Annotated in this window: 26 protein-coding genes; 19 read left to right on the top strand and 7 right to left on the bottom strand. The window is 69.4% G+C overall.

All coding sequences use genetic code 11. From position 1 onward, the window contains the following. Positions 1 to 5 precede the first annotated feature (5 nt). The 7 genes from ligD (at position 6) to EBE87_RS19850 (ending at position 7,885) form a co-directional block, all read left to right on the top strand. The gene (ligD, locus tag EBE87_RS19880; RefSeq protein WP_120636525.1) at positions 6 to 2,549 is read left to right on the top strand and encodes a DNA ligase D; all 2,544 of its coding nucleotides are present in this window, start codon (positions 6 to 8) and stop codon (positions 2,547 to 2,549) included. Next, positions 2,546 to 3,412 carry a non-homologous end joining protein Ku gene (gene ku / locus EBE87_RS19875; RefSeq protein ID WP_120636524.1) on the top strand — a complete coding sequence of 289 codons (867 nt, stop codon included), beginning with the start codon at positions 2,546 to 2,548 and terminating at the stop codon, positions 3,410 to 3,412. Before ligD ends, ku begins: the two co-directional genes overlap by 4 nt. A gap of 28 nt (positions 3,413 to 3,440) precedes the next feature. Next, positions 3,441 to 4,415 (top strand): arginase, encoded by a 975-nt coding sequence (gene rocF / locus EBE87_RS19870; RefSeq protein ID WP_120636523.1) that lies wholly within the window; start codon positions 3,441 to 3,443, stop codon positions 4,413 to 4,415. A gap of 106 nt (positions 4,416 to 4,521) precedes the next feature. Beyond that, positions 4,522 to 6,555: an NAD(+) synthase gene (locus tag EBE87_RS19865; RefSeq protein WP_120636544.1), complete on the top strand. Its 2,034-nt coding sequence runs from the start codon at positions 4,522 to 4,524 to the stop codon at positions 6,553 to 6,555. Positions 6,556 to 6,576: 21 nt separating this feature from the next. Further along, complete coding sequence (locus tag EBE87_RS19860; protein WP_120636522.1) at positions 6,577 to 7,188, top strand: isochorismatase family cysteine hydrolase; 612 nt, start codon at positions 6,577 to 6,579, stop codon at positions 7,186 to 7,188. 131 nt (positions 7,189 to 7,319) lie between these two features. Beyond that, a complete protein-coding gene (locus EBE87_RS19855) occupies positions 7,320 to 7,565 on the top strand; it encodes a type II toxin-antitoxin system ParD family antitoxin (RefSeq protein WP_120636521.1) in 246 nt (81 codons plus the stop codon). Between the two features lie 8 nt (positions 7,566 to 7,573). Continuing rightward, positions 7,574 to 7,885, top strand: a complete 312-nt coding sequence (locus EBE87_RS19850) for a type II toxin-antitoxin system RelE/ParE family toxin (protein WP_120636520.1) — start codon at positions 7,574 to 7,576, stop codon at positions 7,883 to 7,885. A gap of 6 nt (positions 7,886 to 7,891) precedes the next feature. Here EBE87_RS19850 and EBE87_RS19845 read toward each other — a convergent pair whose 3' ends face one another. Then, the gene (locus tag EBE87_RS19845) at positions 7,892 to 8,941 is read right to left on the bottom strand and encodes a trypsin-like peptidase domain-containing protein (protein ID WP_120636519.1); all 1,050 of its coding nucleotides are present in this window, start codon (positions 8,939 to 8,941) and stop codon (positions 7,892 to 7,894) included. Between the two features lie 81 nt (positions 8,942 to 9,022). On the opposite strand from EBE87_RS19845, the gene EBE87_RS19840 reads away from it, so the two are divergent. The 5 genes from EBE87_RS19840 (at position 9,023) to EBE87_RS19820 (ending at position 13,885) form a co-directional block, all read left to right on the top strand. Beyond that, on the top strand, positions 9,023 to 11,398 hold the full coding sequence (locus EBE87_RS19840) for a heavy metal translocating P-type ATPase (protein WP_302466790.1): 2,376 nt from the start codon (positions 9,023 to 9,025) through the stop codon (positions 11,396 to 11,398). Further along, positions 11,395 to 11,784, top strand: coding sequence for a MerR family DNA-binding protein (locus EBE87_RS19835; protein ID WP_120636518.1), 390 nt, complete (start codon positions 11,395 to 11,397; stop codon positions 11,782 to 11,784). The genes EBE87_RS19840 and EBE87_RS19835 overlap by 4 nt, the downstream gene beginning before the upstream one ends. Next, a complete protein-coding gene (locus EBE87_RS19830) occupies positions 11,781 to 11,984 on the top strand; it encodes a heavy-metal-associated domain-containing protein (RefSeq protein ID WP_233552990.1) in 204 nt (67 codons plus the stop codon). Before EBE87_RS19835 ends, EBE87_RS19830 begins: the two co-directional genes overlap by 4 nt. Positions 11,985 to 12,070: 86 nt before the next feature. Further along, positions 12,071 to 12,613, top strand: coding sequence for a hypothetical protein (locus EBE87_RS19825; protein ID WP_147425925.1), 543 nt, complete (start codon positions 12,071 to 12,073; stop codon positions 12,611 to 12,613). Positions 12,614 to 12,712: 99 nt separating this feature from the next. Continuing rightward, positions 12,713 to 13,885: a CaiB/BaiF CoA transferase family protein gene (locus EBE87_RS19820; RefSeq protein ID WP_120636516.1), complete on the top strand. Its 1,173-nt coding sequence runs from the start codon at positions 12,713 to 12,715 to the stop codon at positions 13,883 to 13,885. A gap of 44 nt (positions 13,886 to 13,929) precedes the next feature. Here the strand turns inward: EBE87_RS19820 and EBE87_RS19815 are convergent, their stop codons facing one another. Continuing rightward, complete coding sequence (locus tag EBE87_RS19815) at positions 13,930 to 15,111, bottom strand: ROK family protein (protein WP_120636515.1); 1,182 nt, start codon at positions 15,109 to 15,111, stop codon at positions 13,930 to 13,932. Between the two features lie 128 nt (positions 15,112 to 15,239). On the opposite strand from EBE87_RS19815, the gene EBE87_RS19810 reads away from it, so the two are divergent. The 4 genes from EBE87_RS19810 to EBE87_RS19795 all read left to right on the top strand — a co-directional run bounded on the left by EBE87_RS19810 (position 15,240) and on the right by EBE87_RS19795 (position 18,867). After that, positions 15,240 to 15,983, top strand: coding sequence for a glucosamine-6-phosphate deaminase (locus EBE87_RS19810; RefSeq protein ID WP_120636514.1), 744 nt, complete (start codon positions 15,240 to 15,242; stop codon positions 15,981 to 15,983). Positions 15,984 to 15,988: 5 nt separating this feature from the next. Further along, the gene (locus tag EBE87_RS19805) at positions 15,989 to 17,023 is read left to right on the top strand and encodes an N-acetylglucosamine-6-phosphate deacetylase (RefSeq protein WP_120636541.1); all 1,035 of its coding nucleotides are present in this window, start codon (positions 15,989 to 15,991) and stop codon (positions 17,021 to 17,023) included. 28 nt (positions 17,024 to 17,051) lie between these two features. Beyond that, positions 17,052 to 18,245, top strand: a complete 1,194-nt coding sequence (locus EBE87_RS19800; RefSeq protein WP_120636513.1) for an ABC transporter substrate-binding protein — start codon at positions 17,052 to 17,054, stop codon at positions 18,243 to 18,245. A 79-nt stretch (positions 18,246 to 18,324) separates the two neighbouring features. Further along, complete coding sequence (locus EBE87_RS19795) at positions 18,325 to 18,867, top strand: NUDIX domain-containing protein (RefSeq protein ID WP_120636512.1); 543 nt, start codon at positions 18,325 to 18,327, stop codon at positions 18,865 to 18,867. On the opposite strand, the gene EBE87_RS19790 is transcribed toward EBE87_RS19795, so the two are convergent. Then, positions 18,864 to 19,781, bottom strand: coding sequence for a LysR family transcriptional regulator (locus EBE87_RS19790; RefSeq protein WP_120636511.1), 918 nt, complete (start codon positions 19,779 to 19,781; stop codon positions 18,864 to 18,866). The genes EBE87_RS19795 and EBE87_RS19790 overlap by 4 nt on opposite strands. A 194-nt stretch (positions 19,782 to 19,975) precedes the next feature. Here EBE87_RS19790 and EBE87_RS19785 point away from each other — a divergent pair, with 194 nt between their 5' ends. Both EBE87_RS19785 and EBE87_RS19780 read left to right on the top strand, forming a co-directional pair. Beyond that, the gene (locus tag EBE87_RS19785) at positions 19,976 to 20,899 is read left to right on the top strand and encodes a ring-cleaving dioxygenase (protein ID WP_120636510.1); all 924 of its coding nucleotides are present in this window, start codon (positions 19,976 to 19,978) and stop codon (positions 20,897 to 20,899) included. A gap of 23 nt (positions 20,900 to 20,922) precedes the next feature. Next, on the top strand, positions 20,923 to 21,474 hold the full coding sequence (locus tag EBE87_RS19780; protein ID WP_120636540.1) for an alpha/beta hydrolase: 552 nt from the start codon (positions 20,923 to 20,925) through the stop codon (positions 21,472 to 21,474). Here the strand turns inward: EBE87_RS19780 and EBE87_RS19775 are convergent. Genes EBE87_RS19775 through EBE87_RS19765 form a run of 3 tightly spaced genes read right to left on the bottom strand, consistent with a single transcriptional unit; the run spans position 21,471 to position 25,004 of the window. After that, the gene (locus tag EBE87_RS19775; protein ID WP_158600788.1) at positions 21,471 to 22,073 is read right to left on the bottom strand and encodes a PqiC family protein; all 603 of its coding nucleotides are present in this window, start codon (positions 22,071 to 22,073) and stop codon (positions 21,471 to 21,473) included. The genes EBE87_RS19780 and EBE87_RS19775 overlap by 4 nt on opposite strands. 22 nt (positions 22,074 to 22,095) lie before the next feature. Next, positions 22,096 to 23,763, bottom strand: a complete 1,668-nt coding sequence (locus EBE87_RS19770; protein WP_120636508.1) for a PqiB family protein — start codon at positions 23,761 to 23,763, stop codon at positions 22,096 to 22,098. Continuing rightward, a complete protein-coding gene (locus EBE87_RS19765; protein WP_233552988.1) occupies positions 23,760 to 25,004 on the bottom strand; it encodes a paraquat-inducible protein A in 1,245 nt (414 codons plus the stop codon). The genes EBE87_RS19770 and EBE87_RS19765 overlap by 4 nt, the downstream gene beginning before the upstream one ends. A 36-nt stretch (positions 25,005 to 25,040) precedes the next feature. Between EBE87_RS19765 and EBE87_RS29430 the strand changes: the two genes are divergently transcribed. Next, on the top strand, positions 25,041 to 25,205 hold the full coding sequence (locus EBE87_RS29430) for a hypothetical protein (RefSeq protein WP_199707061.1): 165 nt from the start codon (positions 25,041 to 25,043) through the stop codon (positions 25,203 to 25,205). Between the two features lie 95 nt (positions 25,206 to 25,300). Here EBE87_RS29430 and EBE87_RS19760 read toward each other — a convergent pair whose 3' ends face one another. Continuing rightward, entirely contained in the window at positions 25,301 to 25,888 is a 588-nt protein-coding gene (locus tag EBE87_RS19760; protein WP_199707051.1) for an alpha/beta hydrolase, read from the bottom strand. Positions 25,889 to 26,036 lie beyond the last annotated feature (148 nt).

Below are 26,036 nucleotides of genomic sequence, written 5' to 3'. Positions count from 1 at the left end.
GAGCCATGCGATCCGAGGGCGCACTCGACCGCTACAATGCCAAGCGCGACTTCACGCGCACCGCCGAGCCACGCGGGAAGGCAGCCCGCCACAAGAAGGGCGCGCTGAGCTTCGTGGTGCAGAAGCACGACGCGACGCGGCTGCATTTCGACTTCCGGCTGGAACTGGATGGCACGCTGAAAAGCTGGGCCGTGACGCGCGGCCCCAGCCTGGACCCCGCCGACAAGCGCCTGGCCGTGCAGGTGGAGGACCACCCGCTGGACTACGGGAAGTTCGAGGGCACGATCCCCGCCGGCGAATACGGCGGCGGCACGGTGATGCTGTGGGACCGCGGCACCTGGGAAAGCCTGGACGACGACCCCGCCAAGGCACTCGCCGCCGGCAAGCTGAAGTTCCACCTGCATGGGGAGCGGATGCAGGGTGGCTGGACACTGGTGAAGATGCGGCCCCGCGCGCGGGAGACGAAGCCGCAATGGCTGCTGATCAAGGAGAAGGACGAGGAAGCCCGGCCGGGAGAGGGTGAAAGCCTGATCGAGGCCGCGACCACCTCCGTGAAGTCCGGCCGCTCGATGGAGGAGATCGCCGGCGAGGCGGCCGCGAAACCGCGCGCCGCGAAGAAGGCGGCGAAGAAGCCTGTCCCCCGCCGCAAGCCGGCTGAGCCGGAAGCCCCGCCCAAGGCCGGCGAGTTCATTACCCCACAGCTTTGCAGCAGCGCCGCGCAGGCACCCTCCGGCGCCGAATGGGTGCATGAGGTGAAGCTGGATGGCTACCGCTTGCAGGCGCATGTGGCGGGGGGCAAGGTGCGGCTGCTGACCCGCAGCGGCCAGGACTGGACCTACCGCTTCGCCGAAACCGCCGCTGTCCTGGGCAAGCTGCCGGATTGCGTGCTGGATGGGGAGCTGGTGGCCAATGACGCCGAGGGCCACCCCGATTTCGCTGCCCTGATCTCCGCCATGGACCGCAAGCGCACGGATGAGCTGCGCTTCTTCGCCTTCGACCTGCTCTTCGCCAATGGGCAGGACTGGCGCCCACAGGCCTTGCGGGACCGCAAGGCGGCGCTGAAGGCGCTGCTGGCCGATGCGCCGCCCGAGATCACCTATGTCGAGCATTTCCAGGCCACCGGCGAGGCCATCCTGCGCTCCGCCTGTCAGGTGGGGCTGGAGGGCGTGGTCTCGAAGCGGCTGGACGCGCCCTACCGCTCCGGGCGGGGCGAGGATTGGGTCAAGACCAAGTGCCGTGGCAACGACGAATTTGTCATCGGCGGCCATGGCGTCGGCCCCAAAGGCAACATGACGCTGCTGCTGGGCGCCTGGCGGGATGGCGGGCTGGTGTATCTCGGCCGCGTCGGCTCCGGCATCTCCGCCGCGCGGACGCGGGAACTGGCGAAGCTGCTGAAGCCGCTGGCGCGCGATACCTCGCCCTTCTGCAACAAGCCCGACCCTTCCGACCGCCGCCGTGCCCAATGGGTGGAGCCGAAGCTGGTGGCCGAGGTGGATTACGCCGGTTGGACGGGCGAGGGCCGCATCCGCCAGGCCTCCTTCAAAGGGCTGCGGGAGGACAAGCCGGCCGAGGCGGTGACGCCGCCGGGCCCGCTGGCCGGGCAAAGCGACCCGTCCATTCCAAAGCCGGAGCGGACTACGCGTGCGGCTACCAGCGGTAATAGCGTGGCTGGCGTGCGGCTGAGCCATCCCGACAAGTTGCTCTGGCCAAAGGAGGGCGTCTCGAAGCGCCAGCTCGCCGAATACTACGCCGCCGTGGCGCCGAAGCTGCTGGATTATGCTGGCGGACGGCTGGTGGCGCTGCTGCGGGCGCCGGATGGCATCGAGGGGCCGCGCTTCCTGCAACGCCACCCCGGCGCCGGCACATCCGCCCTGTTGCAGCGGGTTCCGCTGGAAGGGGAGGATGAGCCCTTCCTGGCCGTGGACAGCCCCGAGGCCCTGGTGGCCCTGGCGCAGTCGGCGGTGCTGGAGATCCACCCCGGCGGCGCGCTGGCCAGGGATGCCGAGCGGCCGGACCGGCTGGTCTTCGACATCGACCCGGATGAGGGCCTGGACTTCGCCGCGGTGATCGAGGCGGCGCGGGAGGTGCGGCGGCAGCTGGAGGCGCTGGGCCTGGGCGCCTTCGTGAAGACCACGGGCGGCAAGGGGCTGCATGTGGTCGCGCCCCTGAAGCCGGATGCCGCATGGCCGGAGGCGAAGGTGTTCTGCGAGGCGCTCTGCACCGTCATGGCGCAGGGGGCGCCGGAGACATACACCACCACGCTCTCCAAGCGCGCGCGGAAGGGCAAGGTCTTCCTGGATTACCTGCGCAACGACCGCACGGCGACGGCGGTGGCCGCCTGGTCGCCCCGCGCGCGCCCCGGTGCCACCGTCTCCATGCCCCTGGCCTGGGAGGAACTGGGCCCGAAGCTGGACCCCAAGGCCTTCACGATCAAAACCGCCCCCGCGCGGCTGGATATTCCCGACCCCTGGGCCGGCTATGCCGATGCCGCCCGCCCGCTGCCCCGCCCGGGCGGGGGCAAGAAGCGCCGCAGCAAGGACAAGACATGAGCGAACGCCCGATCTGGCGCGGCACCCTGCGCCTGGCACTGGTTTCCTGCCGCATCGCGCTGGTGAACGCGCATCATGAGCGGAACAACCTGCATTTCCACCTGATCAATCCCAAGACCGGCAACCGCATCCGCACCCAGACCGTGGATGCCGAGACTGGCAAGGAGGTGGAGCGCGGCGACCTGGCGCGCGGCTATGAATACGAGAAGGGCGAATACGTCATCCTGACCGAGGAGGACTTCGACAGCGCGCGGGTGGAAAGCAGCAGCACGCTGAACATCGCCAAGTTCGTGCCGGCCAGCTCGGTCGGGCCGCTCTATGTCGACAACAGCTACTATGTCGTGCCCGATGACGACGACAGCGCGGATGTCTACGCGGTGCTGCGGGAGGCTTTGCAGGAAAGCGGCATGATGGCGCTCTCCCGCCTCGTGCTGTTCCGGCGGGAAAGGGCGGTGGGCATCGTGCCGCTGGGCAAGGGGCTGGTGCTGCATACGCTGCATGAGGAAAGCGACCTGCGCCCCGCGAAATCGGCTTTCGAGGACGTGCCGAAATCGGCGCCGGACAAGGAGATGGTGAAGCTGGCCCGCCAGTTGATCGAGCGCCAGGAGGACGAATTCGACCCTTCCGATACGGAGGACCGCTACGAGGCCCGGCTGCGCGAGGTGATCGAGGCCCGCAAGGAAGGCAAGCCTGCCGAGCCGGAGCCGGAGGAGCAGCCTGACCGTGGCAATGTTATTGACCTGATGGCGGCTTTGCTCAACAGCCTGAAGCAGGGTGAGCCGCGCAAGGCCCCGGCAAGAAAGCCGGCGCCGCGCAAGGCAGCACCGAAGAAGGCCGCGCCGGCCAGAAAGAAGCGCGCCTGAGCCCAGGGGCACTGGCGGGGGAGTTTGCATGACGGATTCAGAGGGGCGGGACAGCCGCCGGCGCACAACCTTGCTCGGCATCCCGATGGATGCGGGCACCAGCGTGCCCGGCGCCCGCATGGGGCCGGCCGCGCTGCGGATCGCCGGGCTGGCGACGCTGCTGCGTGAGCTGGGGCATGAAGTGGAGGATGCCGGCGACCTGCCGCCGCCGGAGCATCCTTTCGTGGACATGGTGCCGCAGGATGTCGCGGCCTGCCGCAACCTGGAGGAGGTGGCGGGCTGGACGCAGTCGATCCACGACCGCTCCCACGCCCTGGCGTCGCAGGGAAGGCTGCCGATCTTCCTGGGTGGCGACCACGCGCTGTCGATGGGCAGCGTCAGCGGCATCGCTCGCCACTGCAAGGACGCGGGGCGGGAGCTGGCGGTGCTCTGGATCGACGCGCATGCCGATTTCAACACGCCGGCCACTACGCCATCCCGCAACATGCATGGCATGTCGCTGGCTTTCCTATCGGGCGAGGAAAGCCTGCGCCCGCTGCTGGGGGACCGCCCGCTGGTGCCGCTGCCGCCGGAGGCCGTGCATATCTTCGGCTTGCGCTCCATCGACACGGAGGAGCGGCGGCGGGTGCAGGCGCATGGGGTGCGCGCCATCGACATGCGCGCCATCGACGAGCAGGGCGTGGCCGCGCTGATGCGGCCGCTGATCGAGCAATGGATGGAACGGGACGTACACCTGCATGTCAGCCTGGACGTGGACATGCTCGACCCCTCCCTGGCGCCCGGTGTCGGCACCACCGTGCCCGGCGGCGCCACCTACCGGGAAGCGCATCTGATCATGGAAATGCTGCATGATAGCGGGCTGGTCGGCTCGCTCGATATCGTGGAGCTGAACCCCTTCCTGGATGAGCGCGGCCGCAGCGCCCGGCTGCTGGTGGAACTGGTCGCCAGCCTCTTCGGCCGCACCGTGCTGGACAGCCCTCCGGTGCGGATGCGCGCTTTCTGATCAGGCGTGCGCGCAACCTTGCGCCCCCTCGGCGCATAGGACATCACGGGACTGGCGGCCGGCCTCCGGTCCCGTGTGTTTCCTCCCGCTGCCGGTGGTGTATCGCATGACCTTCGTCTCCCTTTACCGCCACGGCTTTGCCCGCATCGCCGCCTGCACGACGCGCTGCACCCTGGCCGACCCGGCCGCAAATGCGGAAGCCGTGCTGGCGGCGGCGCGCGAATGCCACGCGGCAGGCGCGGCGGTGGCCGTTTTCCCGGAACTGGCGCTCTCCGGCTATTCCATCGATGACCTGCTGCTACAGGACACGGTGCTGGATGCGGTGGAGGCGGCGGCGGCGCGGCTGATCTCGGAATCCGCGGCCCTGCGCCCGCTGCTGCTGGTGGGCGCCCCCCTGCGCCATGACGGACGCGTTTACAATACCGCGCTGGCCATCCAGGGCGGCCGGCTGCTGGGGGTGGTGCCGAAGCAGCACCTGCCCAATTACCGTGAATTCTACGAGCGCCGTTACTTCGCCAGCGGCGCCGGCACGGAAGGCGGCCGCATCCGCCTCGCCGGTCAGGAGGCGCCCTTTGGGCCGGACCAGCTTTTCGCCGCCGAGGACCTGCCGGGCCTGATCGTCCATGCCGAGATCTGCGAGGACCTCTGGGTTCCCGCACCGCCGAGCGCGCGCGGCGCGCTGGCGGGCGCGGTGGTGCTGGCCAATCTTTCCGCCAGCAACATCACGGTCGGCAAGGCGGATACGCGGCGGCTGCTGTGCCGGTCGCAGTCGGCGCGCTGCCTCGCGGCCTATGTCTATGCCGCCGCCGGCACCGGGGAGAGCACCACCGACCTCGCCTGGGACGGCCAGGTCTCGATCTTCGAGAATGGCCTGATCCTGGCGGAAAGCGAGCGCTTTCCTTCCGAGGGCCAGACCGTCTTCGCGGATGTGGACCTGGACCTGCTGCGGCAGGAACGCGCGCGCCAGGGCACCTTCGACGACAACCGGCGCATGACGGGCTGCAACGGCTTCCGCACCGCCACTTTCCACCTCGACCCGCCGGCCGGGGACCTCGGGCTGCGGCGGCCGGTGGAACGCTTCCCCTTCGTTCCCGCCGATCCGGCGCGGCTGCACCAGGATTGCTACGAGGCCTACAACATCCAGGTCTCCGGCCTGATCCAGCGGCTGCGCGCCACCAAGGGGCGCATCGTCATCGGTGTCTCGGGCGGCCTGGATTCCACCCAGGCGCTGATCGTCGCCGCCAAGGCCATGGACCTGCTGGGGCGGCCGCGCACCGATATCCTCGCCTTCACCATGCCAGGCTTCGGCACCAGCGAGGGCACGCGCACCAACGCGCATGCGCTGATGGAATCCCTTGGCGTCAGCGCGCAGGAACTGGATATCCGCCCGGCGGCGACGCAGATGCTGAAGGACCTCGGCCATCCCTTCGGGCGTGGCGAGCCGGTCTATGACGTGACCTTCGAGAATGTGCAGGCGGGGCTGCGCACCGACTACCTCTTCCGCGCCGCCAACCACCATGGCGGCATGGTGCTGGGCACCGGAGACCTGTCGGAACTGGCGCTGGGCTGGTGCACCTATGGCGTCGGCGACCAGATGTCGCATTACAACGTCAATTCCGGTGTGCCGAAGACGCTGATCCAGCACCTCATCCGCTGGGTCGTTTCGTCCCGCCAGTTCGATGAGTCCGTGGGCGCGATCCTGACCTCCATCCTGGGCACCGAGATCTCGCCGGAACTGGTGCCGGCGGAAGGGCAGGCGCTGCAAAGCACGGAGCAGAAGATCGGCCCCTATGCGCTGCAGGACTTCCACCTGTTCTACACGCTGCGCTACGGCTTCCGGCCTTCCAAGATCGCGTTCCTGGCATGGCACGCCTGGCACGATGCCGCGCAGGGCCGCTGGCCCGCCGGCTTCCCGGAGGAGGCGCGGCCGCAATACGACCTGCATACCATCCGCCACTGGCTGGAGGTGTTCCTGGCGCGCTTCTTCGGCTTCAGCCAGTTCAAGCGCTCCGCCATGCCGAATGGGCCGAAGGTCTCGGGCGGCGGGTCGCTCTCGCCAAGGGGTGACTGGCGCGCGCCCTCGGACGGCACGGCCACGGCTTGGCTGGAGGAACTGCGGCGGAATGTTCCCGCGGAATGAGCGGGGCAGGAGGATAGCGAGATGGCGAGACGCGACGGACCGCAGGACAAGCCGCTTGGCCCGAACTGCGTCCATCTTTGCGTGGACATGCAGAACCTCTTCGCGGAGGGTTCCGAATGGCATACGCCCTGGATGAAGCGCGTGCTGCCTCTGGTGGAGCAGCTGGTGGAGGCGCATCCGGCGGAGACGGTCTTCACCCGCTTCATTCCCGCCGCGCATCCAGGGGATGGCGAGGGCACCTGGAAGGAATACTACCAGCGCTGGTCGAAGATGACGCTGGAAGCCCTGCCGCCGGGCATGGTCGATCTGGTGCCGCAGCTGGCCCGTTTCGTGCCGCCGGCCACGGTGATCGACAAGGGCGTCTATTCGCCCTGGCTCGAAACCGGGCTGGATGAACTGCTGCGGCAGCGCGGCACCGATACGCTGGTCATCAGTGGCGCGGAGACCGATGTCTGCGTGCTGGCGGCGGTGATGGGCGCGGTGGATCGTGGCTACCGCATCGTGGTGCCGAAGGATGCGCTCTGCTCCTCCTCCGACGCCATGCATGACGCGTTGCTTGGCCTGTACAGCCAGCGCTATGGCGGGCAGGTCGAGGTCGGGACGGTGGAACAGATCCTGGAGCTCTGGCGCTGAAGGACGGCCCCGTCCTGCCATGGCGCGGCAATCCGGCGCTACCTACCCAGAGGTGATCGCTGGAAAGCAATAACACATTCTGCTCAATTTGTGTTATTAGCCGACCAGGCTGAACCAGGGAGGTCCATGCGATGAACGTGTCAATCGGACAGCGTTGGGAGGGTTTCGTGGAAAGCGTGGTGCGCAGCGGCCGCTACGGTTCCGCCAGCGAGGTGGTGCGGGAAGGCCTGCGCCTGGTGGAGGAGCGGGAGGCCCGGCTGCGGGCGCTCCGCGAGACCATCAATGCCTCGATCGCCGAAGGCGGCAGCGTGACGGACGAGGAGATGCAGGATTCCCTGCGGGACCATGCGGAGGCGCTGCGCCAGGCCGGCGTCTGAGCGTCTGAATGCGCCGCCTCGTCTATCTCCAGGCCGCCCGCCGCGACCTGATGGGCATCCTGGACCATATCGCGCGGGAGGCACGTGATGTGGAGGCGGGGCTGCGCTTCACCGCCATCCTGCGGCAGCAATGCGCCCGGCTGGCGGCGCTTCCCGGCACCCTGGGCACCGCGCGGCCGGAACTGCGGCCCGACCTGCGGAGCTTCCCCTGCCGGGGCTACGTCATCTTCTTCCGTTACCGGGACAATGCCGTCGAGGTGGTGAACGTCCTGCACGGCCACCGCGACGTCATCGGCTATTTCGGACAGGACCCCGGCTAGGCGCCCTCAGCGCTCGCAGCGGATGAAGACGGTGCTGCGGTTGGCGGCCTCGCCTACGTCGGCGGCGCTCTGCTCCGTGCCGGTGCTGTCCTCTGTCTTGGGCGTCAGGCCGGCGCGGCGCAGGAACTCGGCGGCGGCGGTGCCCTTCACGGCGAAGTTGATGTTCTGCGCGATGTCGCCGGTGCGGCGGGACACGGCGCCGGCATTCAGTTTGCTGACCACCACGCCCACCACATGGCCATGCAGGTCCAGCAGCGGCCCGCCGGAATTGCCCGGCTGCACCGGGGCACTGATCTGGTACTGCGTCGGGTTGTCGCCCAGCCCGTTCATCCCGTTCACCTCGCCCCGCGTCAGCTTGGGGTCGGAGGAGAGCAGGCCGGGCAAGGGGAAGCCATAGGCCACCACGCCCTCGCCCCGCCGCACGGCCGGGCCGGAACGGAAGGCCAGTGCCGGCCCAGGGTTGCCCGGCACCGCCAGCAGCGAGAGGTCGAGGTTGGCATCCACCTTCGCGGGCGGCACCGCGGGCAGCATCCGCCCATCGGCGGTGCGGATGAAGACGCGGTCGCAGCCATCCACCACATGGCGGTTGGTCAGCACCCGGTCTGCCGCCACCACGAAGCCGGTGCCGGAAGACACCCGCGCCTTGGGGTTGGGCTGCCCCGGCGCCGGGCGCGTCGGCGTGCCGGATGCCACCGCCTGCACGTCCCCGCTCTCCAGCACCACGCGCGGGGTGGCGCAGATATCCTGGTTGCGCTTCACGGCCTCACGCCCGTCGCCCAGCACCAGCCGCACATCGAAGCGGCAGCCCGTATCGGCATCCGGGCGGAGGGTGAGGGCCTTGTCGCTGGGCATCGGCCCGGGCGCCAGATTGCCGCCCCAGTCGGCGCGGCCGCTGCGCACGGCATGCACGGCGCTGGCCTCCTGCCCTGTGCGGTTGATGACCTGGAAGCGGTTCTGGGCATGGCCCTGCGCCGGGGCGGGCTGCGCCAGCGTGGCCGCCGGCACCGCCAGCAGGAGCGTGGCGGCCAGAAGAGAGTGGAACGGAAAGGACTGCATGGCCGGGATGTTCCCTGCCGCGCGGCCGCCGTCAATCGTGCAATGAGGCCCCCTTGACCTTCCCATTGTGGGAAGCCCCACATGGCGGCCATGTCTGGAACCGCGCCTTTCCCAAACAGCCTTTCCCTGCCCATCTCGGGCATGACCTGCGCCAGTTGCGCCGGGCGGGTCGAGCGCGCCCTGCGCAAGGTGCCGGGGGTGGAGGAAGTTTCCGTGAACCTCGCAACTGAGCAGGCCCGGCTCAGCGGCACCGCCCCATTGCCGGCCCTGGCCGAGGCGGTGCGTGCCGCCGGCTACGAGGTGCAGGAGGAAAGCCGCGACATCGGCGTTTCCGGCATGACCTGCGCGAGCTGTGCCAACCGGGTGAAGCGGGCCCTGGAGAAGGTGCCGGGCGTGCTGGAGGCCAGCGTCAATCTGGCCACCGAGCAGGCGCATCTGCGGCTGTTGCCGACGGTGGAGGATGCCACCCTGGCCGCTGCCCTGCAGAAGGCCGGCTATGCCCTGGCTGTGACGCCGGAGGAGCAGGCGGAGCCAGACCACGCGCCCGACCGCCGCGCCGCCGCCGAGGTGGGCTTCGCCTTTGCCCTTGCGGCGCCCTTTCTCATCGGCATGTTGGGCATGGCGCTGGGGCGGGACTGGATGCCGCCGGGTTGGGTGCAACTGGCTCTGGCCGCGCCGCTGCAATTCTGGCTGGGCGCGCGCTTCTACCGCGCCGGCTGGCGGGCATTGCGGGCCGGCACCGGCAACATGGACCTGCTGGTGGCGATGGGCACCAGTGCCGCCTTCGGCCTGTCCGTGGTGCAACTGCTGCGCGGCGAGCACCACCTGTATTTCGAGGCCGCCGCCGTTGTCATCGCCTTCGTGCTGCTGGGCCGCTTCTTTGAGCACCGGGCCAAGCGGGCCACCGGCGCGGCTATTTCCGCGCTGCTGGCGCTGCGCCCCCGCACCGCCCGCCGCCTGGATCAGGCGGGGCATGAGGAGGAAGTGCCGCTGGCCGCCCTGCGCGTCGGCGACCGCATCGTGGTCCGCCCCGGGGAGCGCGTGCCCGCCGATGGCGTGGTGGAGGAAGGCGCCGCTGGCCTGGATGAGAGCGCCCTGACCGGCGAAAGCCGCGCTGTCGAGAAGACGGTGGGCGATGCGGTTTCCACCGGCACCGTCTCGCTGGACGGGCGGCTGGTGCTGCGGGCGCGGGCGGTGGGCGGCGACACGCGCCTGGCCCAGGTGGCGGCGCTGGTGCAGGCGGCCCAGGCCAGCCGCGCCCCGGTGCAGAAGCTGGTGGACCGGGTCAGCGCCGTCTTTGTGCCTGTGGTGGTGGGCATCGCCCTGCTGACGCTGCTGGGCTGGCTGCTGGCCGGCGCCGGCTTGGCCGTGGCGCTGCTGCATGCGGTGGCCGTACTGGTCATCGCCTGCCCCTGCGCCCTGGGGCTGGCCACCCCCGCCGCCATCATGGCCGGCACCGGCGCCGCCGCGCGCGCCGGCATCCTGATCCGGGACGCCGCGGCGCTGGAGCAGGCGGGGCGGATCGAACTGGTGGTCTTCGACAAGACCGGCACGCTGACGCAAGGGAAGCCCAGCCTCGCCGCGCTGCATCCGGCCAGGGGCATTGCGCTGGAAGATGCCTTGCAGATAGCCGCGCGCCTGCAGGCCGGCAGCGAGCACCCCCTGGCCCGCGCCGTCCTGGCCATGGCCGGCGAGAATGTCCGGCCCGCCGAAGCCTTCCGTGCGCTGCCCGGCCGGGGTGTCGAGGGCGTGCTGGATGGCCGCCGCCTGGTACTGGGCAGCGGCCGGCTGCTGGAGGAAAGCGGCCTGACCTCAGGCCCGCTGGCCGAGGCGGCGGCCCAGCATGCGGCGCGGGGGCATACCCTGTCCTGGCTGATCGACCCCGCGAAGCCGGCCGTGCTGGCGCTTCTGGCCTTTGAGGACGCACCCCGTGTCACCTCCGGCACGGCGGTGCGGTCCCTGAAGGCGCAGGGTGTCGGGGTCGCCATGCTGACCGGCGACAGCCCCGAGGCCGCATCCGCCGTGGCCAGCACGCTGGGTATCGAGACTGTCGCCGCCGGCGTGCTGCCGGCGCAGAAGGCCGAGCGTATCGCCGCCTGGCGGGCGGAAGGCCGGCGGGTGGCCATGGTGGGGGATGGCGTCAACGATGCCGCCGCCCTGGCCAGTGCGGATCTCGGCATCGCCATGGGTAGCGGCACCGATGCCGCCATCGCCGCCGCGCATGTCACGCTGCTGCGGCCGGACCCGGTGCTGGTGCCGGCGACGCTGGCCATCACCCGGCGGACGCTGGCGAAGATCCGGCAGAACCTGCTCTGGGCCTTCGCGTTCAATGCCCTGGGTATCCCGCTGGCGGCGCTGGGCGGGCTTTCCCCGGCGCTGGCGGGGGCGGCCATGGCCTTCTCGTCCGTGGCCGTGCTGGGCAATGCGCTGTTGCTGGCGCGCTGGAGGGCAGCATGAACATCGGCACCGCCGCGCGCCTCTCCGGCGTGACGGCCAAGATGATCCGCCACTACGAGGAACTTGGGCTGGTGCAGGGCCGGCGGCTGCCCAATGGCTACCGCGATTACGGCGAGGCCGAGGTCGCCACCCTGCGCTTCATCCGCCACGCCCGTGCCCTGGCCTTTCCGCTGGAGGATGTGCGGAAGCTGCTGGCCCTCTGGGCCGACCGCAACCGCGCCAGCGCCGATGTGCGCCGCATCGCGCTGGACCATGTGGAGGCGCTGGAAGCCAAGGCGCAGGCCATGCAGGCCATGGCCAGCAGCCTGCGCCACCTGGCCGAGCATTGCTGCGACGATTCGCGGCCCGACTGCCCCATCCTGGACGAACTGGAGAAGACGCTGTGAACGACACCATCGAACTGAAGGTCACGGGCATGAGCTGCGAGCACTGCGCCCGCGCCATCACGCAGGCCATTCGCGCCGAGGACCCGGGCGCTGAGGTGCGGGTGGACCTGGCCGGCGGCACTGTGCGCGCCGTGACGGCCCTGCCTCGCGACAAGGTCGTGGCGGCGATCGAGGAGGAAGGCTACGGCGTGGCCCGCTGACCGGCGGCCTGCACGCTTTCTTCACCCTTATGGTGGCAGGAATCGTGGCAGGCCGGGCCTTTCCCGGCGCCACGGGGCATGCCGCCATGAGCAACGACCGCACTCCACCCTCCGACCCGCCAGCCGGCTATTACCAGAGCCGCTTCACCGGCTATGGCGGCTCGAACGACGCCGCGCGCCGGCAGATGGAACTGGAAGCGCAGCTATCGGAGGTGCAGCAATCCCTCTCGCCGGCGCTGAACCCCATCATCGCCCGGCTGCGGGAGGACCTGGACCGCCTGCTGGATGAAGTGCCCGACGGCCCCGGCCCAACGCGGCGTGCCGGGGCACCGGATGAAGCCTCGGCCCTCAGCATGGCGCAGAGCCTGGAGCACTGGTCCCTGGCCTGGCGCCAGCGCGCCCTGGCCGACCTGGATGAGCGCGTGGCCGAGATGCGGCAGGTCTATGTGATCCACCGCGGGGACAGCCACCGCCACCTGCTGTTCCTGGACCGGCAGGGGCGCCACATCCTGGCGGTGCAGCCGCAGGAGCCAACCTCGGCGCTGCGCTACAGCAAGCTGACCCAGGGCATCGAGCTGAACGACCTCTACGGCCCCTTCGCCCGCCTGTCCGACACCCCGCGCGGTTGACCGCCGGAGTGGGGTTCCCACCCGCCCCATGCGCGCTACTCTGGCGCACCAGCCCTCGCCGGCCCCAGAAGGTGCCGGCGGAGAGGAAAGGGAGGAACCATGCTGCCGCTGTCCCGCTTTACCGTGCTCGACCTCACCCGCGTCCGCTCCGGCCCGACCGCCGTGCGGCAATTGGCGGACTGGGGTGCCAATGTGATCAAGATCGAGGCGCCGGAGGCGATCGATACCGGCAAGGGCCTGGGCGGCGACACGCTGGGCCCGGACTACCAGAACGTCCACCGCAACAAGCGCGGCATCACGCTGAACCTGAAGACGCCGGAAGGCATTGCCGCCTTCCGCCGCATGGTGGAGAAGGCTGATGTGGTGGTGGAGAACTACCGCCCCGACGTGAAGGCGCGGCTGGGAATCGACTACGATTCGCTTGCCGCCATCAACCCGCGCATCGTGCTGGGCAGCATCTCCGGCTTCGGTCAGGACGGCCCCTATGCCCGCCGCCCGGGCTTCGACCAGATCGCCCAGGGCATGGGCGGGCTGATGAGCGTGACCGGGCTGCCCGGCCAGGGCCCCGTGCGTGCCGGCATTCCCGTGGCGGACCTGACGGCAGGGCTCTACTGCGCCATCGGCATCCTGGTGGCGCTGCTGGAGCGGGAGCAGACCGGCAAGGGCCGCTGGGTCCATACCAGCCTGCTGGAAGCCATGGTGGCCATGATGGACTTCCAGGCCACGCGCTGGACCATGAAGGGCGAGGTGCCGCAGCAGGCCGGCAACGACCATCCCACCACGATCCCGACCGGCCTGTTCCGCACCAGCGACGGCGTCATCAACATCGCCGGCGGCGGCGGGGAGATGTGGCGTCGCATCGTCAAGGTGCTCGGCATCGAGGAGGAGGCAAAGGACCCCGACCTCGCCACCGATGCGCTGCGCTCGCAGAATCGCGCCAAGACCAATGCGGTGCTGCAGGCGAAGCTGGAAACGGATACCTCCGCCCACTGGGTCGGCAAGTTCAACGAGGCCGGCGTGCCCTGCGGCCCTGTCTATTTCATGGATCAGGTTTTCGCGGATGAGCAGGTGAAGCATCTCGGCCTCGCCTGGCCCGTGCAGCACCCGAAGCTGGGGGAGATCGCGCTGGTGCGGCCGCCCATGCAGCTCGAAGGCGTGGCGCCAGCGCGTGTTCCGACACCGGAGCGTGGCCAGCATACCGATGCCGTGCTGGGAGAGTTCGGCTTCTCAGCCGAGGAGATTGCGGCGCTGCGGGCGGCGCAGGTGGTCTGAGCTTCACGCCTAGGCTTGCAGGGCTGGTAGGCCCTGCAAGCGCCCTAGCTGCCGCGCAGCAATCCCTCCACCGCCCGGGTCAACAGCGGCTCGGCGGCGCCCTGGATGCCCAGGGCCTCGCTGGCCGGCTCGTGCAGCAAGGGGGGCAGGGAAAGCCCGCCGAGGAGCCCTTCCTGCCGGAACAGCGCGTCGAAATGCGCCCAGTAACCCGGATTGCTGGCCAGCGGCCCTGATACCATGACCCGTTGCGGGAACAGCAGGCGGCAGAGATTGGCCAGGGCGCGTGCGACCAGTTCCGCCGCCTCCGCCATGGCGGGCAGGGCCAGCAGGTCGCGGTCCCGCAACTGCGCCGCCAGGACGGCTTCGTCTTCCACAAGGTCGGGCCACTGGCCGCGCAGCTCCGGCAGGAGCGACCACAAGGCGGCGCCGGTTTCCAGGCAGCCGGTATTGCCGCAGCCGCAGCGCCGGCCCGCTAAGGCATTGAAGCGCCAGTGGCCGATCTCCCCGAACGGCCCACCGGCGGCGTTGAAGGTCTGGCCATCCATGGCATAGGCGAGCCCGATGCCCCAGCCCCAGTGCAGCAGCAGGGAGCCACCAGGCTGCTGCGCGGAGTCGGCCAGCAGCCGCGCCCGCAACTCGGCCTCCAGGTGGCGCACCACCAGCACCGGCGGCGCCACCGGCTCCAGCGCCGCCGTGATGTCCAACCCGGAGATCCTGGGCCAGCGGGAGGAAACCAGCCAGCGCCCTCCACGCAGATCCGCGACGCCCGAGACAGCGACGCTGGTGCCGGCATGCATCATGCCGCGCGGCACGGCGGCCCGCAGGCGCCTGGCAAGGTCCACCAGCACAGCCGCCATGGCGGCATTGTCGGCTTCGGGCGCCACCGGTGTGACGTGGCGTTCCAGCACGCGCCCGGCCATGTCCACCAGCACGCCCACGACGTTGCGGCTGGCCACATGCAGCACCGAAACGCCCAGGCCGCGCGGATTGGCCAGCAGCGTGGCGGCCGGCCGGCCGCGCCCCAGCTTCTCGCCGGAGGCTTCCAGCAGCAGGCGCTGCGCCACCAGCTCGCCCACGAGGTGCGAGACGGTGGTGGAGCGCAGCCCCAGTTGCTCCACCAGCTGCGGCCGGGAAGCGGCGGCGCCATCCAGCACCGCCGTCAGCACCCGCGCCCGGTCACGCTCCGTGGGGTCGGAGAAGCGTGCTTCCTCCAGCCGGATCAGCATGGCGGCGAGCCTCCGTCTTTTTCCGAACGGGATCTTTCAAAATCAAGTTGCCAGGGCAAGGCGGTTCAGGTCTCCTGTGCGCAGGGCCACTTCTGGCCGCTCATAAACGAACAAGGTGCATGGCGCGAATGCTTGATCCTCGGATCTGTCCTGATAAGGCTGCGCTCGGACGCGCCGCTGCCGAAGCCGGGGCCGATGCCATCCGCGCCGCCATCGCCAAGCATGGCGAGGCCACCATCATTGTGGCCACCGGTGCCAGCCAGTTCGAGATGCTGGAAGCCCTGACCAGCGCGCCGGATATCGAGTGGGAGCGCGTCACCGCCTTCCATCTGGACGAATATGTCGGCCTGCCTGTCAGCCACCCGGCGAGCTTCCGTGGTTACCTGCGCCAGCGCTTCCTGGCGCCGCTGCGGAACCGCCCCACGCTGATCGAGGTGGATGGCGAAGCGCCGGACCCGGAGACAGAGGCGGCTCGGCTCAGTGCCCTGATCGCCGGCCGGCGGGTGGATGTCTGCTTCGCCGGCTTCGGCGAGAACTGTCATCTCGCCTTCAATGATCCGCCGGCTGATTTTCAAACGAACTTGTCCTATATGGTCGTGAGGCTGGACGAAGCCTGCCGCCGGCAGCAGATGGGGGAGGGCTGGTTCCCCAGCCCGGAGGCCGTGCCCCAGCGCGCCATCACCATGACGGTGCCGCAGATGATGCGGAGCGAGCTGATCGTCCTGTCCGTGCCGGATGCCCGCAAGGCGCAGGCGGTGAAGGACGCGGTGGAAGGCCCGGTGACGCCTTCGCACCCCGGCTCCATCTTGCAGCAGCATCCGAACACGCTGCTCTTCATTGACCCGCCGGCCGCCTCTCTGTTGTCGCGGTGACAGGCATGATCTCCGGCGGGCTGGTTGACCTGCAGGTGAACGGCTTCGGCGGCGTGGATTTCAATGCCGCTGCCGACGCCGGGCCCTTGTCGGCCGCGGCGCTGGACGTGGCGCTGGAAGCCATGCTGGCCACCGGCGTCACCTGCTGCCTTCCCACGGTGATCACCGCCGCGCCGGAGACGCTGCGGGCCCGCCTGCAGGCGCTGGATGCCGCAGTGGCCGGCAGCCGGCTCGGGCCGCTGATGTGCCCCGGCTACCACCTGGAAGGCCCCTTCCTGAATGCCACGGATGGCTTCGCCGGCTGCCATCCGCCGGAAGCCATGATCCCGCCGGATTACGCGCTGCTGGAAAGCCTGGAAGCCGGGCTGAGCCGCCCCATCCTGCTGCTCACGCTTGCCGCCGAACTGCCGGGCGCCGAGGCCTGCATCCAAGCCGCGCATGCGGCCGGCAAGCTGGTGGCGATCGGCCATAGTAACGTGACCTTCCGGCATGTCGCGCAGGCGGTGGCCGCCGGTGCCAGCCTGTCCACTCATCTTGGCAATGGCTTGCCGCAGGTGATGCCGAAGCTGGCCAACCCTATCTTCGCGCAGCTCGCGGAAGACCGCCTGAGCGCCGGCTTCATCGCCGATGGCATCCATCTGCCGCCACCCGCGCTGAAGGCGATGATCCGCGCCAAGGGGCCGGGCCGCGCCTTCCTGGTCACCGATGCCACCGCCGCCGCCGCCGTGCCGGCCGGCATTTATCCCTTCGCGGGCATGCGGGTGGAGCGGAGTGCCGATGGCACCGTCCGCACGCCGGGCGGCCGTTACCTGGCCGGCTCCTCGCTTTGCATGGACGCGGCGGTGCGGAATCTGGTGGAATGGGGCATCGCCACGCCGGAGGAAGCGCTCGGCATGGCCTCCTCCGTGCAAGCCGGCCTTCTGGCGCCGGCCCTGGCCGCGCATGGCATCGCACTGCCGCATGGCGAGGCCGAGTGGTCTTCCGCGCTGCGCCTGACGCGTATCCGCATCGGCTCCGCCGAGCGGCGATTTACCGACTGACCCACCGAACAACGGGAGCCTTGCCAAGATGCGTGACCTTCCCCTGCCGCGCCGGGCCATTGTCGGCGGTTTCGCCGCGACGGCCCTGGCGGGTGCGCTGCCGGCGCGCGCGGCCGTGCCGCCGCTGCCGAAATCCCCCGTCGCCATCAGCATCATGGATGTCTCCGGCGCCCTGGCGCTGCACCAGCGCGCCTTCGAGGACTACCGCGCCGCGCGCCGCGACGTAGTCTCGCGCATCACCTTCGTGAAGGCGCCGGCGCCGGAACTGGCCAGCAAGATCAAGGCGCAGCAGGATGCCGGGCGCTCCGACCTCGACCTGATCCTGACGGCCAGCGACGGGCTTTCCGCCGGCATGGCGATGGACCTGTGGCAGAAGATCCTGCCTGAATACAACGAGAAGTTTCCCGGCCTGGAGGAGAACTACGAACCCGCCGCGCTGAACCTGCACCGCGCGCAGGGCGCGGGCTATGGCGTGGTCTGTTCCTATTATCCTTCCGGCCCGCTGCTGGAATACCTGCCGGACCGCGTGAAGCAGGTGCCGACCACCGCCGAGGAACTGCTGGCCTGGGCCAAGGCCAATCCCAACCGCTTCATGTATGCTCGCCCGAGCAATTCCGGCCCTGGCCGCACCTTCATGATGGGCCTGCCCTACCTGCTAGGGGACAAGGACCCGAAGGACCCGATCAACGGCTGGGACAAGACCTGGGAATACCTGCAGGAGATCGGCCAGTACATCGAGACCTATCCCTCCGGCACCGGCATCACGATGAAGGAGCTGGGCGACGGCTCGCGCGACATCATCGTCTCCACCACCGGCTGGGACATCAATCCGCGCGCCCTCGGCATCGTGCCGAAGGAAGCGAAAATCGGCACGCTGAAGGGCTTCCATTGGGTTTCCGACGCCAATTACATGGTGGTGCCCAAGGGCCTGCCGGCGGACCGCCTGGCCGTGGTGCTGGACATGATGGCCTTCGTGCTGCAGCCGAAGATGCAGGCCTATGCCTATGACGAGGGCTACCTCTATCCTGGCCCGGCGGTGAAGAATGTCGGCCTCGACCTGGCGCCGCCGGAGAGCCGCAAGGTCATCGAGGAATTCGGCCGGCCCGAATATGCCGCCCTGATCGCCGACAACCCGATCGAGCTGCCCCTGAAGCCGGAGCAGATGGTGCTGGCCTTCCGGCGCTGGGATGAGCTGGTGGGCTCCCGCAAGGGGCGCCGCTGAGCCGGCAACCCCGGCCATATTCGACAGTTGGGGCGATGCCTGATCAAATAGGGCATCGCCACCAGAACAGGAGCCGGGGTTGAGCGAGGATATCGTTACCCTCACGAGCCGTGTTGTTTACGAGAACCCCTGGACGCGGGTGCGGGAGGATATCATCCGCCGCCGCGATGGCTCGCAGGGCCTTTACGGCGTGGTCGAGCGGTCGGACTTCGTGGTGGTGGTGCCGCTGCAGGATGGCCGCGTGACGCTGGTGGAGCAGTATCGCTATCCCGTCCGCACCCGCCTCTGGGAAATGCCGATGGGCATGTGGGAGCATACCCCGGGCACCGACCCCGCCGTGCTGGCCGCGGCGGAACTGCGGGAAGAAACGGGGCTGGTGGCCGGCAAGATGCTTTACGCTGGCGAGATGTTCCAGGGCGCCGGCTATTGCAACCAGCGCGGTCATGTCTTCCTGGCCACCGAGCTAACGCAGGGCGACACGGCGCGCGAGGCGAGCGAGCAGGACCTGATCTGCCGCAGCTTCACGCTGGCCGAGGTGGAGGAGATGGTGCGCGACGGCACCATCAAGGACGCCATGTCCATCGCGGCGCTGGGCATGCTGCGGCTGAAGGGACTGATCTAGCTTTCCATCACGAGCGGCCGCTGGCCTTCGATCAGCGGCTGCATCCGGGCGATCTCGGCCGCCAGGGCATCCATCAGCGTGCGGATGCGCGGCGTGTGGCGCAGGTCGGGATGCGTCAGCAGCCAGAGATCGGCGGCGAAGTCGGGCTCCGGCGGTGCCAGCCGCCGCAGGCCGGGGCGTGTATCGCCCAGGAAGCAGGGCAGGTGCGCCAGTCCCAGCCCGGCTTCGACGGCCTGGCCTAGCGCATGGACGGAATCGAACTTGCAGGCGATGCGCTCCGGCGGCACCTGCCTGCGCAGGAAGCGCGCCGCCTTCAACTGGCCCAGACTGTCCAAGAGCGAGAGCCATTGGCCTTCCGCCAGCAGATCCGCCGGCGCCGGCACCGCAGCGGCGGTGCCGTACAGCGCCCAGGCGATGCGGGCCATGCGGCGCCCCACCAACGTTTCCGGCGGTGCATCCGTGGCGCGGATGGCGAGATCGGCATCGCGCCGGGACAGGTTCAGCGCCGCATTGCCGGTCGCGATATCCAGCCGGATGGCGGGATGTGCCAGCCGGAAGCGCGCCAGCATGGGCATCAGCAGATCCGTCAGCAGGCTGTCGCTGGTGGCGATGCGCACCTCGCCGGCTGGGGCGGGAGCCTGGCCGGCCAGGCGGCGGGTCACGGCGGTGATGTCCTCATCCACCCGCGCGGCCAGCGCCGCCACCTCCTCCCCCGCCTGGGTCAGCACGTAGCCGCTGCGGTGACGCTCGAAGAGGGGAAAGCCCAGCATCGCCTCGATCTGCCGCAGCCGGCGGAAGACGGTGGAGTGGTTAACGTCCAGGCTGGCGGCCGCGGCCGGCAGGTTTCGGGCCTCGGCCACGGCCTTGATCAGCCGGAAATCGTCCCAAGCCAATGTCTTGACGGCATCCTTCACGATCTTCGGTCCCTGGCAGAAAGCTCCAGCTTGGCGCTGCCGCGATGGCCTGCACAAGGCTCCCGCCGCAATTACTTCCTGATAATGCACGACCGGCATTGCGCGGGTGCAATCGGTTTTCGCTGGCTCACGGGGGCCCGCATCCTATTTTCTGTCTCCAACGGGGCGCCACACGCGCTCCACAGGAGAGCTCCATGATCCGCAACGGCATCCACCACGTCACCGCGATTGCTGGCCATGCCCGCCGCAACCTGGACTTCTACACCCGCACCCTCGGCCTGCGGCTGGTGAAGAAGACGGTGAATTTCGACGACCCCGGCGCCTACCATTTCTACTACGGCGACGCCGCCGGCAGCCCCGGCACCATCCTGACCTTCTTCCCCTGGGAACACGCCGCGCCCGGCCGGGCCGGCATCGGTGAGCTACAGGAAACCGTCTTCCGGATTCCCCAGGCCGCCCTGGGCTTCTGGACGCAGCGGCTGATGGCCCAGGCGCCGGAACGCTCCACCCGCTTCGGCGAAACGGTGCTGAGCTTCCGCGACCCGGATGGCATGCGCCTGGCGCTGATCGGGCTGCCCGGCATCGAGTCCGAGCCGGCCTGGGAGAGCGAGGGCATTGCGGCGGAATGCGCCATCCGCGGCTTCCACTCCGTCAGCCTGATGCTGGAGGATGGCACGGCCACGGGTGCGATCCTGTCCGATGTCTTCGGCTTCACCGAGGCCGCGAAGGAGGATGGCGTGACGCGCTTCCAGGTGCCGGGCACCAGCCTGGGCGGCATCGTGGACCTGCGCTCGGTCGGCGGCTTCCTGCCGGCGCGGCTGGGGCGTGGCTCGGTGCACCATCTGGCCTTCCGCGCGGCCGATGACGCCGCGCAGGCCGAGATGGTGCGCAAGCTGGCGGAGAACCACCGCATCCAGACCACGGAGCAGAAGAACCGCGACTATTTCCGCTCGGTCTATTTCCGCGAGCCGGGCCATGTCCTGTTCGAGATCGCGACCGACATTCCCGGCTTCGCGGTGGATGAGCCGGCGGAGCAACTGGGGCAGGCGCTGAAGCTGCCGCGCTTCCTGGAGGACCACCGCGCCACCATCGAGGCCGCGCTGCCCGCGCTGGGCTGAAGCCCGCCATGGAGGACCAGATCATGACGACCGAGACCCTGAGCTTCCGGCACCGCTTCCAGCCGGGCGCCGATGCCGCTTTGCCGCCGCTGCTGCTGCTGCATGGCACGGGCGGCGACGAGAACGACCTGCTGCCGCTGGGCGAGGCCGTGGCGCCGGGGGCGGCGCTGCTCTCGCCGCGCGGGCAGGTGCTGGAGCATGGCATGCCGCGCTTCTTCCGCCGCCTGGCGGAAGGGGTCTTCGATGAGGAGGACCTGCGCCGCCAGACCGATGCCCTGGCCGATTTCGTGCTGGCGGCGCGCGAGGCCTACCAACTGCCGGCACCGGTGGCACTGGGCTTTTCCAACGGTGCGAACATTGCGGCAGCGATGCTGCTGCGGCGCCCGGGCGTGCTGCGCGGCGCGGCGTTGCTGCGCCCCATGGTGCCCTTCCAGTCCCCACCGCCCGCGCAGCTGGAAGGCACGCCGGTGCTGGTGCTGTCCGGCGCCAATGTGACGCACCGGGTGCTGCCCACGGGCCACGGATTGACGCAGATGGACCTGGCGCTGGCGAAATCCTGGCTGGCGGCGCTCTAGGCGGTGCGGCGCAGGGCGCCGAGTTCCGCCAGCGCCTCCGCCATCCGGTCAGCGAAGAGGCCCAGCGCCTTGCTCATGGCGCGGGCCAGGTCATCGGCGCCGGGGCCGTCCAGCGGCACGGTCTCGGTGACCTGACGGTTGCGCTCGGCGGCGCGGCCGCCCAGGCGGCGGACCTGGAAGCGGCCTTCCAGCACTACCTGCCCGGCGCCATTGGCCTCGAAGCGGGAGATATCGGCTTCCGCCAGGGTATCCGGGTCGCCGCCTATGGCACTGAACTCCGGCACCACCAGGGCCTGGGGCAGGCGCTGGCTCAGATCCTCGGCCAGCACGCGGGTCACCATGTCGCCGATCGGTTCCGCCCAGCGTTCCACGTCCCGGTATTCAAGGCGTAGCGAGGTGGTGCCCCAGGCGATCTCGGAACGGTCGAGGTAACGCGCCAGGGTCACCTGCCGCAGTTCCACCCGCAGCCGCGGCACCGGGCGCACCGTGCCGGGCACCGCTGCCAGCCGGTAGAACTTCGCGTCCGGCGAGGAACAGGCCGCCAGGGCAGGCAGCAGGGCGAGCCAACCGGTCAGGCGGCGGCGGGTCGGTGCGGTCATGCGGTCTCCATCCATCGCGTGGTCAATCCCGGCCACGGATCAGCGCTTCCGGGTGCCGGTCCAGGAAATCAGCGAGCAGGCGGATGGAACGTGCCGCATCATTCACCTGTTGCAGCGTGCGGTCGAGCTGACGGTTGAAGGAGGAATCGCCGCCATAGCCACGCTCGATGGAGCCCACGGCGGTATTGGCGCGCCGCACCGCCTGATCGAGGTTGTTGGCGATCTCCGGCAGGCGGCGCAGCAGCGGGGTGGCGCCTTCATCGGCCTTGCGCACCAGCTCCTGCACCTGCCCCAGGGCGCCGGACAGGCTGCCCAGCGCATCCTTCAGCTCCGGCCCGCCGACCACACCGTTGATGGAGGCCAGGGCGGCATTCAGGTTGCTGCCGATCTCATCCAGCGGGAATCGCTCCAGCTTGCCGGCCACGGCGCCCACGGCGGCCATGATGTCGTCGCTGTCGCCGCCGGTGCTGGGCAGCACGATGGTGCCGTCCTCCATTGTCACGCTGGCCGGCGGCGCGTCCTTGATCTGGTCGAAGGAGAGCAACTTCTGCCCCGTCAGCAGGTTGCCGCTGCGCAGTTGCAGGCGGAAGCCCTCGGCCACCATCCGCTTCGCGGCGGTCATGACCTCCTCCTGCGGGCGGCCGTTGGGGAAGGCGATGTTGCGCGGCTCGATGGCGATGCGCACCGGCACGACAAAACGATCGGATGTCCGGTCATAGGCCAGCTCCACCTTCAGCACGCTGCCGATGCGGATGCCGCGCATCTCCACCGGCGAGCCCGCCGAGAGCCCGCTGGCCGAGCCGTCCAGATAGGTCACGAATTCCAGCCGCTCGGCCGAAGTAGCGGAGATCGCCGCTTCGAAGTTGTCGTAGAGTTCGTAGGTGGTGTCATCCGGTGCCGGGGGCGCGTTCCGCAGCTCGGGCGGGGTGTCGAAGGCGATGCCGCCGGCCAGTGCCGCCCGCAGGCTGGCCACCTCCACCTTCAGGCCATTGGGGCCGAAGCCGAAGGTGATGCCGGAGGTATTCCAGAAGCGTGAGCCGCGACGCAGGTAGCTCTCGTAAGGCGCGCGGATGAAGACCCGCAGCGATATATCGCCATCCAGCGGGGGCGGGTCGTAGCTCAGCACCTCGCCCACCGCCACATCACGAAAGAAGACCACCGAGCCACGTTCCAACGCACCCAGGCGGCGGCTGTGGATGATGAAGACCCGCCCCGGCTCGCCGGGGCGGATGCCGGGCGGGTCATCGAGGCCCTTGAACTCGCTTTGCTCCTCGGCGCCCGGCGCGCCGGGATCGAATTCGATATAGGCGCCGGAGACGATGGTCTCGAGGCCGGAGACACTACCCGCCGTCAGCCGTGGCCGCACCACCCAGAAGCGCGCATTGGCGGTCAGCCGGCCCGCTATGTCCCGCTGCATGCGCACGCGCACGGCGACGCGGGACAGGTCATCGCTGAGCCGGATGGATTCCACCGTGCCGATATGCACCGACTTGAAGCGCACCTGCGTCTGCCCGGCTGAAAGCCCGTCGGCCGTGGAGAATTCAATGGTGATCAGCGGCCCGCGCGTGCGGAAGGTGGAATAGCCCAGATAGGCGGCCACCATGGCGGCGCCGATCGGTATCAGCCAGATCCATGAGAAACGTCGCCGATGCGGCTTGGCCTCGGCGATTTCGGGTTCAGTCTCGCTCATTCGGTTCGGTCGTTTCCTGGCACGGCATGGGCAGGCTGCGGCGCGGCGGCATCCCACATCAGGCGGGGGTCGAAAGCCTCGGCGGCCAGCATGGTCAGGATGACGACGCAGCCGAAGCAGGCGGCGCCGACCTCCGCGGTGATAGAGGCCACGATGCCGAAGCGCACCAGCGCGATCAGCACCGCCACCACGAAGACATCGATCATGGACCAGCGGCCCAGGATCTCGATCCAGCGGAACAGCCGCGTCCGCAGCCGCAGCCCGCGCGTGGAGCCCTGCCGGATGCAGATCAGCATGACCGCCAGCCCAACCAGCTTGAGCACGGGCACCGCGATGCTGGCGGTGAAGACGATCAGCGCCAGCGGCCAGAAGCCGGTCTCGATGAACTCCACCACGCCGCCCATGATGGTATGCGGCCCGCCCTGTCCAAAGGTGACGATGTTCATCACCGGATAAAGATTGGCCGGCACATAAAGAATGGAGGCCGCGATGATCAGCGCCCAGCTGCGCCCGGTGCTGTTGCGCTTGCGGTGGTGCAGGGGTGTGCCGCATCGCAGGCAGGCTTCGCCTTCCCGGGCGGGGGCCACGCGGCGGCAGCAATGGCAACTGATGAGGCGCTGCGGCTTCCTGGCGGCAGAAGGCCGCTGCGCCTTGATTGGGGGAGAGGGGGCCATGATGCCACGGCTTTCCAGCGCATCCCAGACCGCCTGCGGTTCGAAACTCGCATCGGCCGCGACCATGGCGACCACCACGGCCGCCAGCCCATAAACGGCGGGGCCAAGCTGCACATCGGCGAGGTCCACCAGCCGGGTATAGGAAACCAGCGCGCCGAACAGAAAGACTTCCAACATGCTCCAGGCGCCGAGATGCTCGTGCCAGCGCAGCGGCGCGCCCAGCCAGGGTGGCGGCTGCCGCGTCAGGAGGCCGCCCAGCACCGTCAGGCGCAGGGAAAGGCGCAGCACCGGCACCAGCGCCACCGTTGCCATCAGCACCAGCGACAGAATCCAGAGCCCGTCATCCGCGAAGGCCCAGGCCCCTGATTCCACGTGGCTCTCCCGCGACTGCCCCAGCAGCCGGACCGTCAGGAAAGGCGTGGTGAGCGTGACGATGCACAGCATCAGGCTGGTCAACGCCAGGGCCAGCGGCGTGTGCAGCGGGCTCTCGCGATGTCGGCGGAGAACGGCGTCGCATCGCGGGCAGCGAGAATCGACGCCGGCGCTGACATGCGGCATCCGCACCATCAGCCCACAATCATCGCAGCAACGGAGCCGCCCTTCATGCCTGGCCGTGTCCTGGCCGGCGATGGCCGCGGCCTGCATGGCAAGTCCGCTCACCGGTTCTGCCCGTGCGAAGCGGATCTGCTTGATGGCGTGACGCCGGGACCGGAAGAGATCATGTTACGAAGCCACGCTGGCAGGATGTCCGATGTGCTGCGCCGCTGAGTTGCGAAACCCGCGGTCGCTGTGATGGGCTGTCCGCCATCTTCGCACAGGGAGCCTCAGCAGGCCACCGCAGCGGGCACAAAGCCTTTCGCATTCTACTGGCGGTTGTCAAGGCCCCGCCTGACTGCCCGATGCGAGCAGCGCCAGTGCGGCAGGGATGCAATGGTCGGGCACGAAATGGCCGCCTTCGAACTCCTTGTAACGCAGGTCGTAGCCAGCATCGCGCAGGCGCGCACCAAGCGGCGGCTGCAACGGTTGATGGGCAGCACATTGTCTTCCGTGCCGTGCGAGATATAGATCGACGGGTTCCCGGCTGCGCTGGGTGCCGCCGCAAAGCCCGGCGAGAAAGCAAGAATCCAACGAAAGAGATCCCCATTGGCCAGCCCCAGCGACAGCGCATAGGAAGCGCCATCGGAAAAACCGCCGATCGCGATCCGGTCCGGGTCGAAAGCATGGTCCCCGAAGCTCTGGCTCAAGGCTTCGTCAAGGAAAGCCACATCCGGCCCGAAGCCGCCCATGATGACGTCCCAGGTGGAACCACGGGATTCCGGCACCAGCAGCGCTACATCGGCCTGCCGTGCCTGCGCCTCGAACATCCGCAGCATGCCTTGCGCGTGCCCGCCCGCGCCGTGCAGCAACACCAGAAGCGGCAGGCGCTGGTGCTGCCCCACCTCCGGCAGCATCAGCAGGCCGTCCCGGCGCAGGCCCAGGCCCAGCCGGCGTGTTCCAGGGTTGCGGCATGGCGGCTGCAACCCTGGTCGTGCCAGAAGACGACCTTGTCTGCTGGCGGAACCGGGCTCTTCGCTCATGGCCACTGCCATCCTACCGTGC

The sequence above is a fragment of the Teichococcus wenyumeiae genome, from assembly GCF_003696345.1.
Lineage (GTDB): Bacteria > Pseudomonadota > Alphaproteobacteria > Acetobacterales > Acetobacteraceae > Pseudoroseomonas > Pseudoroseomonas wenyumeiae.
Note: the sequence above shows the minus strand (reverse complement) of the source record. Positions and strands in the feature narration are given on the sequence as shown.

Coding starts and splice junctions, on each gene's coding strand:
- ligD (WP_120636525.1), top strand. CDS start 6: ATGCGATCCGAGGGCGCACTCGACCGCTACAATGCCAAGCGCGACTTC.
- ku (WP_120636524.1), top strand. CDS start 2,546: ATGAGCGAACGCCCGATCTGGCGCGGCACCCTGCGCCTGGCACTGGTT.
- rocF (WP_120636523.1), top strand. CDS start 3,441: ATGACGGATTCAGAGGGGCGGGACAGCCGCCGGCGCACAACCTTGCTC.
- EBE87_RS19865 (WP_120636544.1), top strand. CDS start 4,522: ATGACCTTCGTCTCCCTTTACCGCCACGGCTTTGCCCGCATCGCCGCC.
- EBE87_RS19860 (WP_120636522.1), top strand. CDS start 6,577: ATGGCGAGACGCGACGGACCGCAGGACAAGCCGCTTGGCCCGAACTGC.
- EBE87_RS19855 (WP_120636521.1), top strand. CDS start 7,320: ATGAACGTGTCAATCGGACAGCGTTGGGAGGGTTTCGTGGAAAGCGTG.
- EBE87_RS19850 (WP_120636520.1), top strand. CDS start 7,574: ATGCGCCGCCTCGTCTATCTCCAGGCCGCCCGCCGCGACCTGATGGGC.
- EBE87_RS19845 (WP_120636519.1), bottom strand. CDS start 8,941: ATGCAGTCCTTTCCGTTCCACTCTCTTCTGGCCGCCACGCTCCTGCTG.
- EBE87_RS19840 (WP_302466790.1), top strand. CDS start 9,023: ATGGCGGCCATGTCTGGAACCGCGCCTTTCCCAAACAGCCTTTCCCTG.
- EBE87_RS19835 (WP_120636518.1), top strand. CDS start 11,395: ATGAACATCGGCACCGCCGCGCGCCTCTCCGGCGTGACGGCCAAGATG.
- EBE87_RS19825 (WP_147425925.1), top strand. CDS start 12,071: ATGAGCAACGACCGCACTCCACCCTCCGACCCGCCAGCCGGCTATTAC.
- EBE87_RS19820 (WP_120636516.1), top strand. CDS start 12,713: ATGCTGCCGCTGTCCCGCTTTACCGTGCTCGACCTCACCCGCGTCCGC.
- EBE87_RS19815 (WP_120636515.1), bottom strand. CDS start 15,111: ATGCTGATCCGGCTGGAGGAAGCACGCTTCTCCGACCCCACGGAGCGT.
- EBE87_RS19810 (WP_120636514.1), top strand. CDS start 15,240: ATGCTTGATCCTCGGATCTGTCCTGATAAGGCTGCGCTCGGACGCGCC.
- EBE87_RS19805 (WP_120636541.1), top strand. CDS start 15,989: ATGATCTCCGGCGGGCTGGTTGACCTGCAGGTGAACGGCTTCGGCGGC.
- EBE87_RS19800 (WP_120636513.1), top strand. CDS start 17,052: ATGCGTGACCTTCCCCTGCCGCGCCGGGCCATTGTCGGCGGTTTCGCC.
- EBE87_RS19785 (WP_120636510.1), top strand. CDS start 19,976: ATGATCCGCAACGGCATCCACCACGTCACCGCGATTGCTGGCCATGCC.
- EBE87_RS19780 (WP_120636540.1), top strand. CDS start 20,923: ATGACGACCGAGACCCTGAGCTTCCGGCACCGCTTCCAGCCGGGCGCC.
- EBE87_RS19775 (WP_158600788.1), bottom strand. CDS start 22,073: ATGACCGCACCGACCCGCCGCCGCCTGACCGGTTGGCTCGCCCTGCTG.
- EBE87_RS19770 (WP_120636508.1), bottom strand. CDS start 23,763: ATGAGCGAGACTGAACCCGAAATCGCCGAGGCCAAGCCGCATCGGCGA.
- EBE87_RS19765 (WP_233552988.1), bottom strand. CDS start 25,004: ATGGTGCGGATGCCGCATGTCAGCGCCGGCGTCGATTCTCGCTGCCCG.
- EBE87_RS29430 (WP_199707061.1), top strand. CDS start 25,041: ATGCCTGGCCGTGTCCTGGCCGGCGATGGCCGCGGCCTGCATGGCAAG.
- EBE87_RS19760 (WP_199707051.1), bottom strand. CDS start 25,888: ATGCTGCCGGAGGTGGGGCAGCACCAGCGCCTGCCGCTTCTGGTGTTG.